Raw genomic sequence first — 17740 nt, 5'->3', positions numbered from 1 at the left:
ATGACATCATTCACTTTTTTGCTTTTCAAGATCTATTATATGGGCCACGGTTCTAATAAGTCTGTTATGCTTTGTTACAAAGGGGTTGGTCTTATCCCAAACATAGCCCGCCAAAACCGAACAAATTTGTCTTTTTACCTCAGGGTTTTCCGGTTGATGGAAAAACAGGGTCTGTAGATTACCACTGTACCACTCATTAACATAGGAAGAAAACACACTTACTCCCTCCCTAATATATTCGGAGTATTCCTTCTCCCAATCCACTGCCTGTCCGTTCAAGACTTTGGTAATAAGTTTGGCCCCCAACAAAGCCGATTCCGTAGCAAAAGTAACCCCCGATGAAAAAACAGGATCCAAAAATTCAGCGCTATTGCCCGTTAAGACAAATCCATTCCCATATAGTTGCTTAACCGATTTGGAATAATTCTTTATCAACACTGGTTCAAATAAAAAATCAACCCCTCTAAAGCGTTCATAATAATAATCCGACAGCTTTAATAATTGGCTCAATTTTTCGCTGTTACTACCTTCAAAAGACTCCAAAAATTCTGTAGGGCCTACGTAACCAATACTGGTTCTTCCATTGGAAAATGGAATTACCCATAGCCATACCTCGGTCTCTATAACATCAAACGTAATTAGGGTCCCTTCCCTACCCTCTGGGCGATTTACATCCACAACATGTGTAAAAATGGAAGAGTGATTGGGCAATACCGAAGGTTTGTCCAAATCCAGCAATCTGGGCAAAACCCTCCCATAACCACTGGAATCTATAATGTATTTGGCCTTAACCTGGTATGGTATTCCGTTTTCGTCCTTTATGGTAGTTATCGATTCCCCATTTTCCCCTATAACAACATCTACCACCTCATGTCCAAAAGAGACATCCACTCCCTTCTTGGTAAGCTCCTCAACCAATACCTGGTCAAAATCCGCTCTTGGAACCTGCCAGGTCCAATCCCAACCCTTGGTGTGTTTCTTACTAAAATCGAACTCGCAGATTTTCTCCCCTTTTATAAATCGGGCTCCAAATTTCTTTTCAAAACCAAAGGCATTCAAACCGTCCAACAGACCTACTTCCTCAAAATGATCCATACATCTGGGCAAAAGACTTTCCCCTATAACAAACCTGGGAAAAATACTTTTTTCAACCACTTGAACTTTAATTCCCTGACCTTGCAAATAAGCTGCCGAGACACAACCAGAAGGCCCTGCGCCAATTACCAAGACTTCCACTAAACGTTGATTCATTATTTTTAAAATATTGATTGGTTAAATATCATACATTTGCAATCCAAAATAACTATTTTTATTAATTGTTATTCAATTTACTTTTTAAATATTGAATTTATATACATGTTGACTATTAAAGGAAAGTTGGGAATAGAGGATTTCTATCGCATAATTTTTAAGGAAGAAGCTATTTTAATAAATAAAGACGTTTTAACCACCGTTGAAAATAGTTTTAATTTTTTAAGCCAATTCTCCCAAAACAAAATTATTTACGGTGTAAATACAGGTTTTGGCCCAATGGCCCAATACAAAATAAACGACTCCGACCGAATTCAATTACAATATAACCTAATCAGGAGCCACGCTTCCGGAACGGGCAATTTAATCCCAGAACAATATGTTAAGGCCGCCATGTTGGCCAGATTGAACACTTTGAGCCTTGGGCATTCGGGTGTACATATTTCGGTTATAGAATTAATGACTTCCCTTATCAATAAAAACATTACCCCTGTAATTTTTGAGCACGGTGGTGTTGGAGCCAGTGGCGATTTAGTACAACTGGCACATATTGCCCTAGTACTTATAGGCGAAGGTGAAGTATTTTACAAGGGCGAGAGAAGACCAACGGAAGAAGTTTTTAAACTTGAAAACCTAAAGCCAATTACCATTACCCTAAGAGAGGGCTTGGCACTTATAAATGGAACTTCCGTTATGACCGGTATAGGTCTGATCAATACCATAAATACTAGAAAGTTATTGGATTGGATGATATGCTGTTCTTCCGCCATCAATGAAATAGTGCAGGCCTATGATGACCATTTGTCCCTAGAACTAAATCAGTCCAAAAAGCACAAGGGCCAGCAGCAGATTGCCAAATCGATGAGACATCATTTGAAGGATAGTACACTTACCCGTAAAAGGGAACACCATTTGTACAATGGCAATAATGAAGTTACAATTTTCGAGGAAAAGGTTCAGGAATACTATTCCTTGAGATGCGTACCCCAAATTTTAGGCCCGGTCCTAGATACTTTGAACAACGTGGAAAAAATTCTTATTGAAGAAGTTAATTCGGCCAATGACAACCCTATCGTGGATGTTGAAAAAGAGCATGTTTACCATGGCGGAAATTTTCACGGCGATTATGTTTCCCTTGAAATGGACAAGCTTAAATTAATTGTGACCAAAATGAGCATGCTCGCCGAAAGACAATTAAATTACCTTTTAAATCCAAATCTAAATAATATACTTCCCCCATTTGTCAATCTTGGTACACTTGGTTTAAATTTTGGGATGCAGGGTGTACAGTTTACTGCCACCTCCACCACTGCAGAGAACCAAATGTTGTCCAATCCCATGTACGTGCATAGTATCCCCAACAACAACGACAATCAGGATATTGTTAGCATGGGAACCAACGCAGCCAATATTACCAAAAAAGTAATCGAAAATACTTTCGAGGTCCTAGCAATAGAAACAATAACTATTGTCCAGGCCATTGAATATTTGAAAGTACAGGATAAAATATCATCAAAAACAAAAAAAATGTATGATGATATTAGAAATTTGGTCCCCCCTATCTCCGACAAGGACGTACCCATGTATCCTTATGTAAATAAAGTGAAGAATTTTATTCTAAATTTTGAAGAAGAAATTTACGCGTGTAAGGAGCTTAATTAAAAATTTTAGTTAGATAAGTTATTGAAATAAAATAATCCATAATTTAATAGTGGCTTAGTTTAATCTTAAACCTATACCAAGTCCTTACTTGGTAAGTATTGAATATGAACATTTTAATTTTAAAAAATATCAGATGAAAACAAAGATTGGATTTTCGGTTGCACTTTTTTTAGTTTTTGGTCATTTTTATTCTCAAGAGTATGCCTTGGTAAGGGAAAATGGCCTTTTTGGGTATATTAATACCTCAGGGGAATATGCGATAAAGCCGCAGTTCAAGAAAGCGGACAACTTTACCAACGAACGCGCCGCCGCCTCAATGGGCGACAAATGGGGTTACATAAATACTTCCGGAGAGTGGGCAATTCAACCGGAATATGAGCATGTAAAAGAATTTAATTCCGGGCTGGCATTGGTAAACAAAGGTGACCAATGGCACTATATCAATGTTTCCGGTGAAACCTTGGAAACACCTGTTTCGGATAAATATTATGATTTTGACAATGGGGTGGCGTTTTTCAAAAGGGGCGAAAAAATTGGTCTTTTAGGAACCGACGGAAAATTAATCGTGGAACCGGATTTTGATGAAATAAAACCCTTTATAGACGGATATGCCAAGGCAAGAAAAGGTGAGCTATGGGGAATGATCAACAAAAAGGGAGAAATCTACATCCCCATTGAGAATCAAGAAATTGGAGATTATAACAGCAAAGGTGTTTGGGTAAAAAAACAGGATACCTTTGGTATTGTTGCCAATGGCAACTTTTACCAGGTAAAGAATGCCGATAAGATCTGGGAATTCACAGACAAATCGGACTTAACATATGCCCGAAGCAATAAATTGATGGGTTTTATCAATAACAAAGGAGAGTGGGTCATACCCCCTACCTATGATAAGGCAAGGGATTTTAGTCAAGGATTGGCCCCGGTATTCATGAACAAAAATTGGGGATATATTAATGAGAAGGGCGAAAAGGTCATAGATTTCAAGTTTAAGGATGCCGAGGTGTTCTCAGCAAACGGTCTTGCCCCTGCAAAAGAAAAAAAATGGGGCTTTATAGATAAGACCGGCAATTGGGCAATACAACCCGAATATGATATTACCGCAGGATTATCGTTCTCTATCTTTCAAAAGAATTTGGAAAAAGGGTTCATCAATGGTCTTGCCCGAGTAAAATATAACAAAGAATGGGGCTTTCTAAATGCGAAGGGAGAGGTTTTGGGCAATAAATGGTACGAAAATGCGGAGGTATTCGACGACGTAAAAAATTAAATCACACTAACTAAATAAATGAGCGAAAAAAAGAAATTTGCACTGGTAACCGGAGGGTCTAGAGGAATCGGAAAAGCTATATGCCTTCAGCTCGCACTGGATACCGAGTATAAGATTCTAATAAATTATATAAACAACGAATCAGCTGCACGGGAAACCTTAAATGAAATAGAAAAAATTGGTGGAAGTGCCGAGCTTATACAGTTTAATGTAGCTGACAATAAGGATGTACAAAATAAATTGGATCTTTGGCATGAGACCAACAAAGACGCTATTATAGAGGTAATTGTAAACAATGCCGGCATCACCAAGGACGGACTTTTTATGTGGATGAAACCTGAGGATTGGAACAATGTCATCAACACCAGTTTAAATGGTTTTTTCAATGTTACCAATCACCTGATCCAAAAATTATTGGTTCATAAATATGGCAGGATCATAAATATGGTTTCGGTATCCGGTCTTAAGGGAACACCGGGTCAGGTTAATTATTCTGCCGCAAAAGGGGGAATAATAGCAGGCACAAAGGCGTTGGCCCAAGAAATAGCAAAAAGGAACATCACCGTTAATGCAGTGGCACCAGGTTTTATAAAAACAGATATGACCGGTGATCTTGATGAAAAAGAGCTTAAAAAAATGATTCCCATGAACCGTTTTGGGGAAGCTGGGGAGGTTGCCCATTTGGTTTCCTTTTTGGCATCCAAAAAGTCGTCGTATATTACGGGTGAGGTCATAAATATTAACGGAGGAATATATTCTTAAAAATATTACAAGGAAAAATGAAGAGGGTCGTAATTACAGGTATGGGAATATACTCTTGCTTAGGAAAAAACTTGGACGAAGTAAAAGAATCTCTATACAATGGAACTTCAGGTATTGTTTATGACGAAAAACGCAAGGAATTTGGATATCGCTCCTGTTTAACGGGTATGGTAGAGGAACCAGACCTAAAAGATTTACTCACAAGAAGGCAACGACTAAGTCTGGGCGAGGAAGGAGCCTATGCATATATTGCCACCTTGGAGGCCTTAAAAAATGCAGGTATCTCCCAAGAGTATATAGACAATAATGAAGTAGGCGTACTGTACGGAAATGATAGCACTGCCAAATCCGTAATAGAATCTATAGACAAACTAAGGGAAAAGAAAGATACTACTTTAGTAGGTTCCGGTGCCATTTTTAAGGCCATGAACTCCTCTGTAACCATGAACCTCTCTACCATTTTTAAATTGAGGGGAATCAACTTCACGGTAAGTGCGGCATGTGCAAGCGGATCGCATGCCATTGGAATCGCCTATCAATTAATTAAAAGTGGGCTTCAAGATTGTATCATTTGTGGAGGAACCCAAGAAATCAATGAATTGGCCATGGGAAGTTTTGATGGCCTTGGGGTATTTTCTGTCAACGATGCAGCACCTGGGGCCGCCTCCCGCCCATTCGACAAAAGTAGGGACGGATTGGTGCCTAGCGGAGGTGCAGCATCCCTTATAGTTGAAAGTTATGAATCCGCTAAAAAAAGAAATGCTCTTATTTTAGGTGAAATTATTGGCTATGGGTTTTCCTCCAATGGGGATCATATCTCTACTCCAAACGTTGATGGCCCCACATTGGCCATGAAAAAGGCTATAGACCAAGCCCAGATAAAGCCTAATGAAATAGATTACGTAAATGCCCATGCCACCTCCACTCCCGTAGGGGATTCCAATGAAGCCAAGGCCATATTTGCCGTTTTTGGGGATAACGGCCCCTACGTTAGTTCTACAAAATCCATGACAGGTCATGAATGTTGGATGGCAGGTGCCAGTGAAATCGTATATTCCATGCTCATGATGGAACATTCGTTTATTGCGCCTAATATAAATCTCGAAAATCCTGACGAAGATGCGGCCAAATTAAATCTGGTAAGAAAAACACTGGATAAAAAAATTGATGTATTTTTGTCGAATTCTTTTGGATTTGGAGGTACAAATTCAGCATTGCTAATAAAAAAAGTGAAAGATTAAAAATGAATAAAGAAGTAATTATTGATAAAATAAACAACTTTCTTATAGATGAATTTGAAGTTGATGCCGATGATATTTCTCCAATGGCCAATTTAAAGAAAACCCTTGAATTGGACAGTTTGGATTTTGTTGATTTAGTAGTGGCCATCGAATCTAACTTTAGTGTTAAATTGGTGGGGGAAGATTTCATTAATGTTATTACATTACAAGACTTTTATGACCTTATAGAGCAGAAATTAAACTAAAATATTAATCGCAAAAAATGCCAAATCAATGGAAAGGAAAGTCCAGAGGTTCCGTTTTAGGTTATAAGATTTTTGTTTTCTCCATTAGAAGGCTTGGATTGGGATCGGCCTATTTTATCCTATATTTTGTTGCCTTTTATTTTTGCTTTTTTGCCCCTGCAAGTACTAAGTCCAGTTATTATTACTTTCGTAAAAGACTCAAATACGGCACCCTAAAAAGTATTGTATCCATTTACAAAAGCTATTATGTCTTTGGACAGACCATTTTGGACAAAGTAGCCATTTCCTCCGGCCTAAGAAATAGATTCACCTACCATTTTGACGGAATAGAGCATCTAAATGAAACCTTGGCCAACAAAAAAGGTGGAATTCTGATCAGTGCGCATTTGGGCAACTTCGAAATAGCAGAGTTTTTTCTGGACGAATTGGAAGGAAGCGCCACTATTAATTTACTTACCACGGATGCCGAGCATAGGGCTATCAAGGAATACCTTGACAGGTATATTAAGAAATCATCTACCAAATTTATCATCCTACAGGACGATCTTTCCCATATCTTTGAAATGAATGCCGCCTTGGCAAAAAATGAAATTATTTGCATGACCGGGGATAGATATGCAACAACCGCCAAGTTAATGACCGCTCCGATTTTGGGTGAACAAGCACAATTTCCTTCCGGTCCATTTTTAATGGGATCCAGATTAAACGTACCGGTCCTGTTTGTATATGTAATGAAGGAAACCAATAAACACTATCATCTTTACGCCAGAAAAGCAGATTTTAAGAAAAGGGATGCCGAAGGATTATTAGCCAATTATATTAAAAGTATGGAATGGATTATAGAACAATATCCATTACAATGGTTTAACTATTTTGATTTTTGGGGTTCAAAGAACTAAGTTCGGTTAGGATAACACCTAGTTTTGGTTGCACTATACAAATCTGGCACCGATCCAAAAATTAAAATTAAATTTGAACCATGCCAAAAGTCAAAATGAAAGCCTTACAGGTACTAAAATAATGACAATCTTGGCGGTGTTATAATGAATATCAATAGCTTACCATGAAAGAAGTTCTTATAGTTTATTATTCCCAATCCGGGCAGTTGTTGGATATTGTTCAAAATGTAGCCTCTTCTATAGAAGGTAAGAACGTAAATATCACTTATTATAGGATAAGTCCCGAAAATGACTATAAATTTCCCTGGAAACAGGAAGATTTCTATGATGCATTTCCTGAATCCTTCCTTCAAATACCCTGTGAGCTAAAGCCACCAAAGGCCGATATCCTTGAAAGGAAATATGACCTCATAATTCTCGGTTACCAGGTTTGGTACTTAACCCCTTCCATACCCATTAATTCTTTTTTAAAATCCGATGTTGCCAAGAAATTATTGGACCAGACACCGGTAGTTACGGTAATTGCCTGTAGAAATATGTGGTTAATGGCACAGGAAAAAATGAAACGCCTTCTGGTTGCCTGTAATGCCAAGTTAGTAGGCAATATAGCTCTAGTAGACCGCCATATAAATCACATAAGCGTTATTACCATAGTACATTGGATGTTGGGCGGAAAAAAAACCAAATACCTTGGCATTTTTCCCAAACCGGGGGTTTCCGACGAGGATGTAAAAGCTTCTGAAAAATTTGGAACGCCTATCCGGAAGGCGCTATTAACAAATGATTACGCCAACCTACAGGATGAATTGTTAGCATTGGATGCCGTTAAAGTAAAACCCTTGCTGATACAGACTGACATAAGAGGCAATGTTTTGTTTACGAAATGGGCCAACCTTATTATAAAGAAAGGACCTTCGGGCAATCCGAAACGAAAAAAATTGCTGGTTTTGTTCAAATATTATTTGTTATTTGCAATTTGGGCTATAGCTCCAATAGTTTTTATTGTATTTTTGGCGACTTACATACCTCGGTACAATAAAATTAAAAGGGATAAAGCATACTATTCATCCGTTAGTTTAAAGAACAATTAATGAAAGACGTTTACATTACCAGGATTGCCAAGTTCTTACCTAATGAGCCCATTGACAATGAACAAATGGAAGAAAAATTGGGCATTATCAATGGTAAGAATTCCAAGGCTAGACGTATAGTCCTGCGGAACAATCAAATTAAGACCAGATATTACGCCATAGACGCAGATGGAAACATTACCCATAACAATGCCCAACTTACCAAGGAGGCCATTGAGCTTTTATGTGACGACACTTTTACGACCAAGGACATAGAACTCCTTTCTTGTGGCACCAGTAGTCCCGATCAAATATTGCCATCACACGCTTCTATGGTTCACGGCTTTTTAAAAAACGGGAATTTAGAGGTTAATTCCCCATCTGGGGCTTGTTGCTCAGGAATGAATGCCTTAAAATATGGTTTCCTGGCCATAAAGGCGGGACAAGTGAGCAATGCGGTATGCACTGGGTCGGAAAGAACCTCAACTTGGATGAAATCCGATATTTTTGAAACTGAGGTGGAGCACCTGAAGGAATTGGAAGACAACCCTATTTTGGCCTTTAACAAGGAATTTTTGCGCTGGATGCTTTCCGATGGTTCGGGAGCAGTATTGTTGGAAAGCGAGCCTAAGGGCATTGCTTTAAAAATTGAATGGATGGAAGGGTATTCCTATGCCTTTGAAATGGAAACTTGTATGTATGCCGGTGGTGATAAATTGGAAAATGGCCATTTAAAACCATGGAGCGAATATCCTGCCGAAGAATGGGCCAACAAATCCCTTTTCGCCATGAAGCAGGACGTTAAACTCTTAGGAGAGAACATATTGGGCAAAGGAGTGGACAGTCTAAAAATGGCCATGAACAAACACCATATCACAACAGCAGATATTGACTATTATTTGCCACATATATCTTCCTATTATTTTAAAGAAAATTTATACGAGGAATTAAAAGGACAAGGGGTAGAAATACCTTGGGAGAAATGGTTTATGAATTTGAGCAAGGTTGGCAACGTAGGTGCAGCCTCCATATTTGTGATGCTCGAAGAATTGGTAAGTTCAGGACAATTGAAAAAAGGAGACAAAATATTGTTGCACGTACCGGAAAGTGCTAGGTTTTCTTACTCCTATGCATACCTAACGGTTTGTTAAATGAATTTATTAAAACATACAATAGACGACAAAGGGCTAATTGAAGAACTGATCCCCCAAAAGGCGCCTTTTGTAATGGTAGACAAGTTGATACACTTTTCTGAAGAAAAGGTAATTACCGGTTTTACACCGCCATTGACCAATTTGTTTGTGTACAATAATAAATTTATGGCTGCCGGACTAATTGAACATATGGCACAATCTGTAGCACTTCACACAGGGTACCAATATTTCCTAAAAAATGAGCCTGCTCCAACGGGTTATATCGGGGCCATTAAACTGGCTGAAATACTGGAGTTACCAACCGTAGATCAAGAACTAATAACAACCGTCACAATTCTACATGAGATCTTAGGCGTTACTTTGGTTAAGATCCAAGTAACCAGCAATGACAGAATTATGGCAAATAGCGAAATGAAAACCGTATTGGCAAACTAAACTCATTGAATACAGCCCGTTCACATATAAACATACATAAGTTTTTGCCCCATAGAGCGCCAATGCTCATGGTCACCAAAATAATCGACCTTAATAAGGAAACGGTGACCACGGAATTTAAAGTAACCGAAGATTGTATCTTTGTGAAGGACAATAATTTTACCGAATCAGGGATTATAGAAAATGCTGCACAGTCATGTTCCGCCATTGTTGGGCAAGATTTCTTTGCAGCGGATGATCTTGAAGGGGAAGGCAACAGCGTAATTGGTTTTATTAGCGGCATTAAAAGGGCAAACATTTTTCTATTGCCCAGAACTGGAGACACCTTAACTACCAAGGCCAAACTCCTATCCAATTACAGTTCTGGTAATTTTAGCATATGTACTATGGAATGCAAAATATATACGGAGAAGGAATTAGTGGCAGACTGCATATTAAATTTTCTGATCCAGGAAGTTTAGTTACCACTGAGGATCGAATTTGAAAATGTATTAATAACTTTATAAGCCAGCAACCGTGGCCTGTAAATTATAAAGACCTAAGGCATGAAAAAGAATGAAGTACCACAGGACAAAAGCAATCTTGAGTCGGCCAATTTCAAAGAACTATGCTATGCCGTTGATGAAAACGGAGAATACACAACAGAATTAAGTACAGGTTGGAGCCCCAAGACCATTGCCCTTAACAATGCTATAGAAGCTTTGAACGAGCGTATTTCAGCTTCAAAACAAAGGGTAAAGGACCATAAGGTAAGCCCCTTGGAATATTATATGGAACTCCACAAAATGGATCTCCCAATCCTTGCGAGCTATGTGGGGATTTGGAAGTGGAGGGTTAAAAGACATTTTAGACCAGCCGTATTTAAAAACCTAAATAACAAAACATTACAAAAATATGCAGATGTCTTCGATATTACGATTGAAGAGCTACAGCGTACCGATCTCTAAACAATGGAAATAGATTTTAAACACAAGCAAGCTGCACACTGCGAGAACGGTGTAGTAGCCAACTTAATGACGTACAATGGGTTTACGGTAAGCGAACCCATGGTTTTTGGAATAGGCTCTGGGCTCTTGTTTACCTATATCCCCTTCTTAAAAGTTAACCATGCACCCGTAGTATCCTATAGGGCAATGCCAGGTATTATCTTTACCCGATTCGCCACAAGGGTCGGAATTAAAATAAAACGTGAAAAATTTCGAAATGCCCAAACTGCAAAGGCCAGATTGGACGAAAACCTACAAAGAAATAATCCGGTAGGACTTCAGGTGGGCGTATACAACCTACCCTACTTTCCGGATGAATATCGCTTCCATTTCAACGCCCACAATATGGTAGTATATGGTAAAAGGGATGGCATTTATTTAATAAGTGACCCTGTCATGGAAACCGTTACCTCGCTTACCGAAAAAGAACTGGAAAAAGTAAGATTTGCCAAAGGTGCCTTTGCCCCTAAAGGACATATATATTATCCAACCGCTTTCCCAAAAGAATTACATCTCGAAAAAGCTATCGTTAAAGGGATAAAACACACCTGTAGGGATATGTTGGCGCCCGTCCCGGTAGTTGGGGTTAAGGGAATACGGAAAATTGCCAAACTTATTCGCAAATGGCCAAAAGCCAAGGGTACCAAAATTGCCAATCATTATCTGGGACAAATTGTGCGTATGCAAGAAGAAATAGGTACCGGAGGCGGTGGGTTTCGGTATATTTATGCCGCATTTTTACAAGAAGCAGGAAAATTATTGACGAACAATCAACTTTTGGAATTATCCAAAGAAATGACCTTGATAGGTGACCAATGGCGCGATTTTGCAGTGGAGGCATCACGCATATATAAAAATAGGAGCAATTCCGTGGCTGTTGACCAGTATGATCATGTAGCCACCCTTCTTGAAGATATAGCCAACAAAGAGGAAGTTTTTTTTAAAAAACTTAAAAAGGCAATATAAAGCATCCCATGATCCAAGTATCCCATCTCTCCAAAAAATATAAAAATAACGCGGAATATTCGGTGGTAGACCTTGATCTAAAAATAGACGAGGGGGAAATTTTTGGGCTTTTAGGGCCCAATGGGGCCGGGAAAACAACACTGATCTCTATGTTAAGTTCCTTGATAAAACCTACCTCTGGCAGCTTTTCCATCAACGGGCTCACCTTTCAAAAGAATGCCAACCAACTAAAACAACTAATTGGCATAGTACCACAGGAATATGCCCTTTACCCTACCCTAACTGCCTATGAAAACTTGTATTACCTAGGTAGTATGTACGGCCTAAAAGGGAAGCAACTAAAGGAAAAGATCAATTACCATTTGGAAGTATTAGGGTTGGAAAAATTTTCCAACAAAAAATTGGACACTTTTTCTGGCGGAATGAAGCGCCGTGTCAACTTAATTGCCAGCATACTGCACGACCCAAAAGTGCTGTTCCTGGACGAACCCACAGTTGGGGTGGACGTACAATCCAAAAATGTAATTATTGAAAATTTAAAAAAATTGAACGCCCAGGGAACCACCATTATCTATACGTCCCACCATTTGAACGAAGCAGAACAATTTTGCTCCAAAGTGGCCATTATTGACCATGGTAGGATAATTATTGAAGGGGCTCCACAAGATCTTATTTCCCAATATCCGGAATCGCACAATCTAGAAGACGTCTTCCTGACCTTGACCGGAAAAGCACTAAGAGATCATGCATAAACTTTGGGCCTCCACATATAAGGAATTTCTTCTCCTATCCCGGGACATAGGGGGATTGGCCATCCTATTTGTAATGCCTTTGGTGCTTGTGATCACCATTACCTTAATTCAGGATAGTACCTTTAGGTCTATCAATGATAACAAGATCCCCATTCTTTGGGTGGACTATGACAAGGGTGAGGTTTCCAAAAATATTTACGATGGGCTGGCCGAGTCCCAATCCTTTAATATTATTGACAAAGAATCCGGCAGCGAGGCCAAAGAATTGGTTTTCAAAGGCAAGTATCAATTGGCCATTGTAATACCAGCCAACCTCAGCTCGGAACTTGAAAAAAAGGTAAATCTGAATGTAGAAGGCTTGCTATCCAAATTTGGTTTGGAAGAAGAAACGCCACCATCCCAAAAATCGGATTTGGAAAGAAAAGAGGTCATACTTTATTTTGACCCCGCAACACAAATGGCCTTCAAAAACTCCATAAAGAATGGAATAGACAAGATGATCTTTAAAATAGAGACCCAAACCATTTACAAGGCCTTCCAATCGCAAATAACGGATGATGAAGCCGAAGCCATATTCGACACCGAAAGTTTTATCACTTTTAAAGAAATTACGCCTAGTATTGGTGAAAACGAAATAATTCCCAATTCGGTGCAACACAATGTACCTGCCTGGACCTTGTTCGCTATATTTTTCATCATAGTTCCCCTGTCCATTAATATGGTCAAGGAGAAAAGCCAGGGTACCTTTGTCCGCCTAAGGACAAATCCCGTTTCCTATCTAACGGTATTAGGGGGCAAAACTGCAATATACCTTGCCGTATGTCTAATACAATTTGGGCTAATGTTGGGAATAGGAGTTTATCTTTTCCCTATCTTAGGCCTTCCCAGTCTTGAGGTCTCTGGAAAAATTCCACAATTATTCCTCGTAGCCATATTTGCAGGACTTGCGGCTATTGGCCTTGGATTGCTATTGGGGACCATAGCAAGAACCCAGGAGCAATCTGCTCCCTTTGGGGCTACTTTCGTGGTTATTTTGGCGGCATTGGGAGGGGTATGGGTGCCCGTCTTTATAATGCCCAAGTTTATGCAGACACTTTCAAATTTATCTCCAATGAATTGGGGCTTAAATGCCTTTTATGATGTTTTTTTGAGAGATGTAGGCCTAATGGATCTTGTACCTGAACTAACATTATTATTTTTATTTTTTATAACAACCACCGCAATTTCTATTGTGTATAATGAAAGAAAAAATGCCGTCTAATAACAAACCAGAGATAAGCTTTACCAGTGAAATTAGGGTTCGCTTTGCAGAAACAGACCCTTTGGGTATTGTGTGGCATGGGAATTATATCCAATATTTTGAGGATGGCAGAGAAGCCTTTGGCAGACACCATGGGATTGCCTATCTGGATCACAAGGCAGCCGGGTACACCACCCCGATCGTTAAATCATGTTGCGAACATAAACTTCCATTGCGCTATGGCGATGTTGCCACTATTAAAACAATTTTTGTAGATTCACCAGCGGCCAAAATGGTTTTTAAATACGAAATTTATGACCCGCAAAACAAATTGGTATGCACCGGGGAAACCATACAGGTTTTTGTGGAAGACGAAGGAGGTTTATCCCTGACCATGCCGACATTTTTCCTGGAGTGGAAACAAAAAGTTGGATTGTTGAATGAATAAGACCTATCTCTCATATAACAATATTGTATCTTCCTTAGGCTTTGATAGCCCTACGGTGGTACAGAAAATTCATGAGGGCTTATCCGGGGTAACATTAATTGAGGATGAAACGCTATTTCCCAATCCGTTCTATGCCTCGGTCATAGATTCCGATTACCTAGGAAAGGCGTTTGAAAAATTGCAACCAGCTGGTGGCTATACCCGTTTGGAGCAGATGATGATCCTATCCCTAGACAAAATCATTAAAGCATCAGGAGTAGCACTGACGGATAGGGTCGGCCTAATTCTGTCCACAACCAAAGGAAATATAGATACCTTGGACCCAAGGAATCCCATGCCTGCAGAGAGGGCCTATTTAGGAACTTTAGGGCATATAATCAAAAACCATTTTGGGTTTTCTACAGAACCCATAGTACTGTCCAACGCCTGTGTTTCAGGGATATTGGCCATTTCAACGGCCAAAAGATTCATTTCGCAAGGAACGTTCGATCAAGTTTTTATAGTTGGAGGGGATATTGTTTCCAATTTCATTCTTTCTGGCTTCAATTCTTTCCAGGCCATGAGCACCCTGCCTTGCAAACCCTATTGCAAGCAAAGATCAGGAATTAACATAGGGGAGGTGGCCGCCAGTGTATTGGTAAACAAGGACCAGGACAATTTACCTCCCGAAGCAGTGGAAATATTGGGCGAAGCTTCCTGTAATGACGCCAATCATATTTCCGGACCATCAAGAACAGGGGAAGGCCTTTATCGGAGTATTCTTTCGGCCTTTAAAGAAGCCAATGTAGGTCCCGGTGATATAGATTATATTTGCGCCCATGGCACTGCAACCATTTTCAATGATGAAATGGAGGCAATTGCCCTGAACAGATTAGGTCTGGACGCTGTTCCATTGAACAGCCTAAAAGGCTATTTTGGACACACCCTGGGGGCATCGGGCCTTTTGGAAACTATTGTTAGCATGCATTCCCTTTACCACAATACTTTATACCCATCCAAGGGGTTCACCGAGTTGGGAGTTTCACAACCCCTCAATATAATTACGGCACCCATTGCCAAGGATTTAAATTGTTTCTTGAAGACGGCTTCCGGTTTTGGAGGCTGCAATACGGCCGCCATATTTAAAAAGGTTAGATCATGAAGGCCCAACATCTCAAAATAAAGGAATATTGTAAAATATCCAACAACAGGGTACTGTTGAACGATCAGTTGCTTTATGAAGACCAAGGCAGCGATTTCACCACTTTTATAAAACTTGCCTATAAGAAGATGGATACCAATTATCCCAAGTTTTTTAAAATGGATGACCTTAGCAAACTTGGGTTTCTGGCCTCGGATATTTTGCTTAAGCCAATGACCCAAGATGCTGAAATAACTAAAAACATTGCCTTGGTATTTTCCAATAGTGCCTCGAGCCTGCAAACCGACAGAAAGCACCAAGAGTCCATTGTGGATAAGGAAAATTATTTTCCGAGTCCCGCCGTTTTCGTCTACACCTTGCCCAATATTTGCCTTGGAGAGATAAGTATTAAACATAGACTATATTCTGAAAATAGTTTTTTTATCTTTAACCACTTTAACGCGAAATATCTACACGACTACGCGAGCAGTTTAATTGAATCCGAAAAAGCGGACGAAGTGTTGTGCGGGTGGATAAACTGTGACGTGGAGGACTATGAAGCATTTTTATACCTAGTTTCCAAGAAAGGAAGCATTGAACATAATAAAGAAGAAATAATAAAATTGTACACAACCAAATGAGCGATTTAAAACAAGAACTAAAAGAAAAAATTATTACTCAATTAAACTTGGAGGATATTGCAATTGAAGAAATTGCAGATAACGATCCCTTGTTTGGTGATGGCCTTGGACTGGACTCCATTGACGCATTGGAACTTATAGTAATGTTGGACAAGGACTATGGTATTAAACTCACCGACCCCAAAGAGGGAAAAAAAATATTTGAATCCATTGAAGTAATGGCTAATTATATTGCTGAGCACCGCACAAAATAATTCTGCTACCATCAACAGTAAAAACCAAGGTGTTTATTCCCTGAATAACGCAATTGGTTAGATGCGAGGAAATCTATACCTTAAAATAAAAAATTCATGTCCACAGGAGTTGCTATAACGGGAATGGGTATAATTTCGGCTATTGGAAACAATGTGGCCGAGAATTACAGTTCACTTTTGGAGGGTAGAACAGGAATTTCCCATATCTCCAAAATAGACACCGTACACAAAGGCAGTATTATGGTTGGTGAAATTATATTCACCAACGCGGAATTGGAAGCGAAATTGGGTTTGGGCCCCAACAACAATTACTCCAGGACGGCCTTATTGGGAGCCATTGCAGCTAAAGAAGCCATTGAAGATGCCAAAATAACCAATATAAAAGCCTACAGGACAGGCCTTATTTCTTCCACCAGTGTGGGAGGCATGGATATGACCGAAAAGTTTTATTACGATTACTTGGAAAGCGAGGCTAATAGGAGATACATTGAAGGCCACCATGCTGGGGACTCTACGGAAAAAATAGCGGAACAATTGGGCATAGACCAAAGCCTGGTCACGACCATCAGCACAGCCTGTTCCTCTGCTGCGAACGCCATAATGTTCGGGGCAAGATTAATTAAAACCGGAAAATTGGATAGGGTAATTGTTGGTGGTGCAGACTGTTTGTCCAAATTCACTATCAATGGTTTTAATACCTTAATGATATTGTCCGACACCTACAATACACCTTTTGACGAAAATAGAAAAGGACTCAATTTAGGGGAAGCTGCTGCGTATTTAGTGTTGGAATCTGAATCCCTAGTAAAAAAGGAAAAGAAAAAAGTCTTGGGATATGTCGTCGGATATGGCAATGCCAACGATGCATATCACCAAACGGCCTCCTCCGAAAATGGGGATGGTGCCACCTTGGCCATGGAGAAGGCTCTTGCCGTTGCAGGATTGGAGCCAAAGGACATAGACTACATCAATGCCCATGGAACCGCCACCGGCAACAACGATTTATCCGAAGGAAGGGCAATTATCCGTGTATTTGGAGAAGATGTACCAGAATTTAGTTCCACAAAAGCTTATACCGGGCATACCTTGGCCGCAGCTGGTGCTATTGAGGCCGTGTATTCAATATTATCACTTCAAAACAACATTATCTATCCCAATTTAAATTTTAAAACTCCAATGAAGGAGTTTTCCCTGATCCCTCAAACCTCCTTAAAAGAAAAAGCATTGAACACCGTTCTGTCCAATTCCTTAGGGTTTGGAGGAAATTGTTCCACACTTATTTTTTCAAAATAGCCTTAAGAAGGATTTGTTATATTTACATTTGGACCATTTGATCTTTTTAGA

General features: G+C 39.6%; 20 protein-coding genes. 19 read left to right on the top strand and 1 reads right to left on the bottom strand.

All coding sequences use genetic code 11. From position 1 onward, the window contains the following. Positions 1 to 6: 6 nt before the first annotated feature. The gene (locus B9Y87_RS02585; RefSeq protein ID WP_085495866.1) at positions 7 to 1251 is read right to left on the bottom strand and encodes an NAD(P)/FAD-dependent oxidoreductase; all 1245 of its coding nucleotides are present in this window, start codon (positions 1249 to 1251) and stop codon (positions 7 to 9) included. A 105-nt stretch (positions 1252 to 1356) separates the two neighbouring features. On the opposite strand from B9Y87_RS02585, the gene B9Y87_RS02580 reads away from it, so the two are divergent. The 19 genes from B9Y87_RS02580 to B9Y87_RS02490 all read left to right on the top strand — a co-directional run bounded on the left by B9Y87_RS02580 (position 1357) and on the right by B9Y87_RS02490 (position 17689). Then, positions 1357 to 2913 (top strand): flexirubin biosynthesis tyrosine ammonia-lyase FlxA, encoded by a 1557-nt coding sequence (locus B9Y87_RS02580; protein WP_085495864.1) that lies wholly within the window; start codon positions 1357 to 1359, stop codon positions 2911 to 2913. Between the two features lie 133 nt (positions 2914 to 3046). Next, the gene (locus tag B9Y87_RS02575) at positions 3047 to 4183 is read left to right on the top strand and encodes a WG repeat-containing protein (RefSeq protein WP_085495862.1); all 1137 of its coding nucleotides are present in this window, start codon (positions 3047 to 3049) and stop codon (positions 4181 to 4183) included. Between the two features lie 18 nt (positions 4184 to 4201). Then, the gene (gene fabG, locus B9Y87_RS02570) at positions 4202 to 4945 is read left to right on the top strand and encodes a flexirubin biosynthesis SDR family reductase FlxB (RefSeq protein WP_085495859.1); all 744 of its coding nucleotides are present in this window, start codon (positions 4202 to 4204) and stop codon (positions 4943 to 4945) included. A gap of 17 nt (positions 4946 to 4962) precedes the next feature. Beyond that, positions 4963 to 6186, top strand: coding sequence for a beta-ketoacyl-[acyl-carrier-protein] synthase family protein (locus B9Y87_RS02565; protein ID WP_085495857.1), 1224 nt, complete (start codon positions 4963 to 4965; stop codon positions 6184 to 6186). A 2-nt stretch (positions 6187 to 6188) separates the two neighbouring features. After that, on the top strand, positions 6189 to 6431 hold the full coding sequence (locus B9Y87_RS02560; RefSeq protein WP_085495855.1) for a phosphopantetheine-binding protein: 243 nt from the start codon (positions 6189 to 6191) through the stop codon (positions 6429 to 6431). A gap of 17 nt (positions 6432 to 6448) precedes the next feature. After that, a complete protein-coding gene (locus B9Y87_RS02555; protein WP_072862273.1) occupies positions 6449 to 7330 on the top strand; it encodes an LpxL/LpxP family acyltransferase in 882 nt (293 codons plus the stop codon). A gap of 164 nt (positions 7331 to 7494) precedes the next feature. Next, positions 7495 to 8421, top strand: coding sequence for an NADPH-dependent FMN reductase family protein (locus B9Y87_RS02550; protein WP_085495852.1), 927 nt, complete (start codon positions 7495 to 7497; stop codon positions 8419 to 8421). Further along, positions 8421 to 9551, top strand: a complete 1131-nt coding sequence (locus B9Y87_RS02545) for a dialkylresorcinol biosynthesis protein DarB (RefSeq protein ID WP_085495851.1) — start codon at positions 8421 to 8423, stop codon at positions 9549 to 9551. Before B9Y87_RS02550 ends, B9Y87_RS02545 begins: the two co-directional genes overlap by 1 nt. Further along, entirely contained in the window at positions 9552 to 9989 is a 438-nt protein-coding gene (locus B9Y87_RS02540; protein WP_085495849.1) for a hotdog family protein, read from the top strand. It begins immediately after the preceding gene. 68 nt (positions 9990 to 10057) lie between these two features. Then, positions 10058 to 10450 (top strand): hotdog family protein, encoded by a 393-nt coding sequence (locus B9Y87_RS02535; RefSeq protein ID WP_245808626.1) that lies wholly within the window; start codon positions 10058 to 10060, stop codon positions 10448 to 10450. Between the two features lie 84 nt (positions 10451 to 10534). Next, positions 10535 to 10936, top strand: a complete 402-nt coding sequence (locus B9Y87_RS02530; RefSeq protein ID WP_031442859.1) for a flexirubin biosynthesis protein DarG — start codon at positions 10535 to 10537, stop codon at positions 10934 to 10936. 3 nt (positions 10937 to 10939) lie between these two features. Beyond that, positions 10940 to 11941: a BtrH-related acyltransferase DarH gene (locus B9Y87_RS02525; protein WP_085495845.1), complete on the top strand. Its 1002-nt coding sequence runs from the start codon at positions 10940 to 10942 to the stop codon at positions 11939 to 11941. Positions 11942 to 11949: 8 nt separating this feature from the next. Then, positions 11950 to 12693, top strand: coding sequence for an ABC transporter ATP-binding protein (locus B9Y87_RS02520; RefSeq protein ID WP_085495844.1), 744 nt, complete (start codon positions 11950 to 11952; stop codon positions 12691 to 12693). Next, a complete protein-coding gene (locus B9Y87_RS02515) occupies positions 12686 to 13954 on the top strand; it encodes an ABC transporter permease (protein ID WP_085495842.1) in 1269 nt (422 codons plus the stop codon). Before B9Y87_RS02520 ends, B9Y87_RS02515 begins: the two co-directional genes overlap by 8 nt. Then, on the top strand, positions 13944 to 14381 hold the full coding sequence (locus tag B9Y87_RS02510) for an acyl-CoA thioesterase (protein WP_245808625.1): 438 nt from the start codon (positions 13944 to 13946) through the stop codon (positions 14379 to 14381). The genes B9Y87_RS02515 and B9Y87_RS02510 overlap by 11 nt, the downstream gene beginning before the upstream one ends. Continuing rightward, positions 14374 to 15522: a beta-ketoacyl-[acyl-carrier-protein] synthase family protein gene (locus B9Y87_RS02505; RefSeq protein ID WP_085495840.1), complete on the top strand. Its 1149-nt coding sequence runs from the start codon at positions 14374 to 14376 to the stop codon at positions 15520 to 15522. Before B9Y87_RS02510 ends, B9Y87_RS02505 begins: the two co-directional genes overlap by 8 nt. Continuing rightward, complete coding sequence (locus tag B9Y87_RS02500; RefSeq protein ID WP_085495839.1) at positions 15519 to 16142, top strand: 3-oxoacyl-ACP synthase; 624 nt, start codon at positions 15519 to 15521, stop codon at positions 16140 to 16142. The genes B9Y87_RS02505 and B9Y87_RS02500 overlap by 4 nt, the downstream gene beginning before the upstream one ends. After that, complete coding sequence (locus tag B9Y87_RS02495; RefSeq protein WP_031442852.1) at positions 16139 to 16396, top strand: phosphopantetheine-binding protein; 258 nt, start codon at positions 16139 to 16141, stop codon at positions 16394 to 16396. Before B9Y87_RS02500 ends, B9Y87_RS02495 begins: the two co-directional genes overlap by 4 nt. A 96-nt stretch (positions 16397 to 16492) precedes the next feature. Then, positions 16493 to 17689 (top strand): beta-ketoacyl-[acyl-carrier-protein] synthase family protein, encoded by a 1197-nt coding sequence (locus B9Y87_RS02490; RefSeq protein WP_085495837.1) that lies wholly within the window; start codon positions 16493 to 16495, stop codon positions 17687 to 17689. Positions 17690 to 17740: the final 51 nt, after the last annotated feature.

This window comes from Arenibacter troitsensis, from assembly GCF_900177645.1.
In the GTDB taxonomy this organism is placed as follows: Bacteria; Bacteroidota; Bacteroidia; order Flavobacteriales; family Flavobacteriaceae; genus Arenibacter; species Arenibacter troitsensis.
Note: the sequence above shows the minus strand (reverse complement) of the source record. Positions and strands in the feature narration are given on the sequence as shown.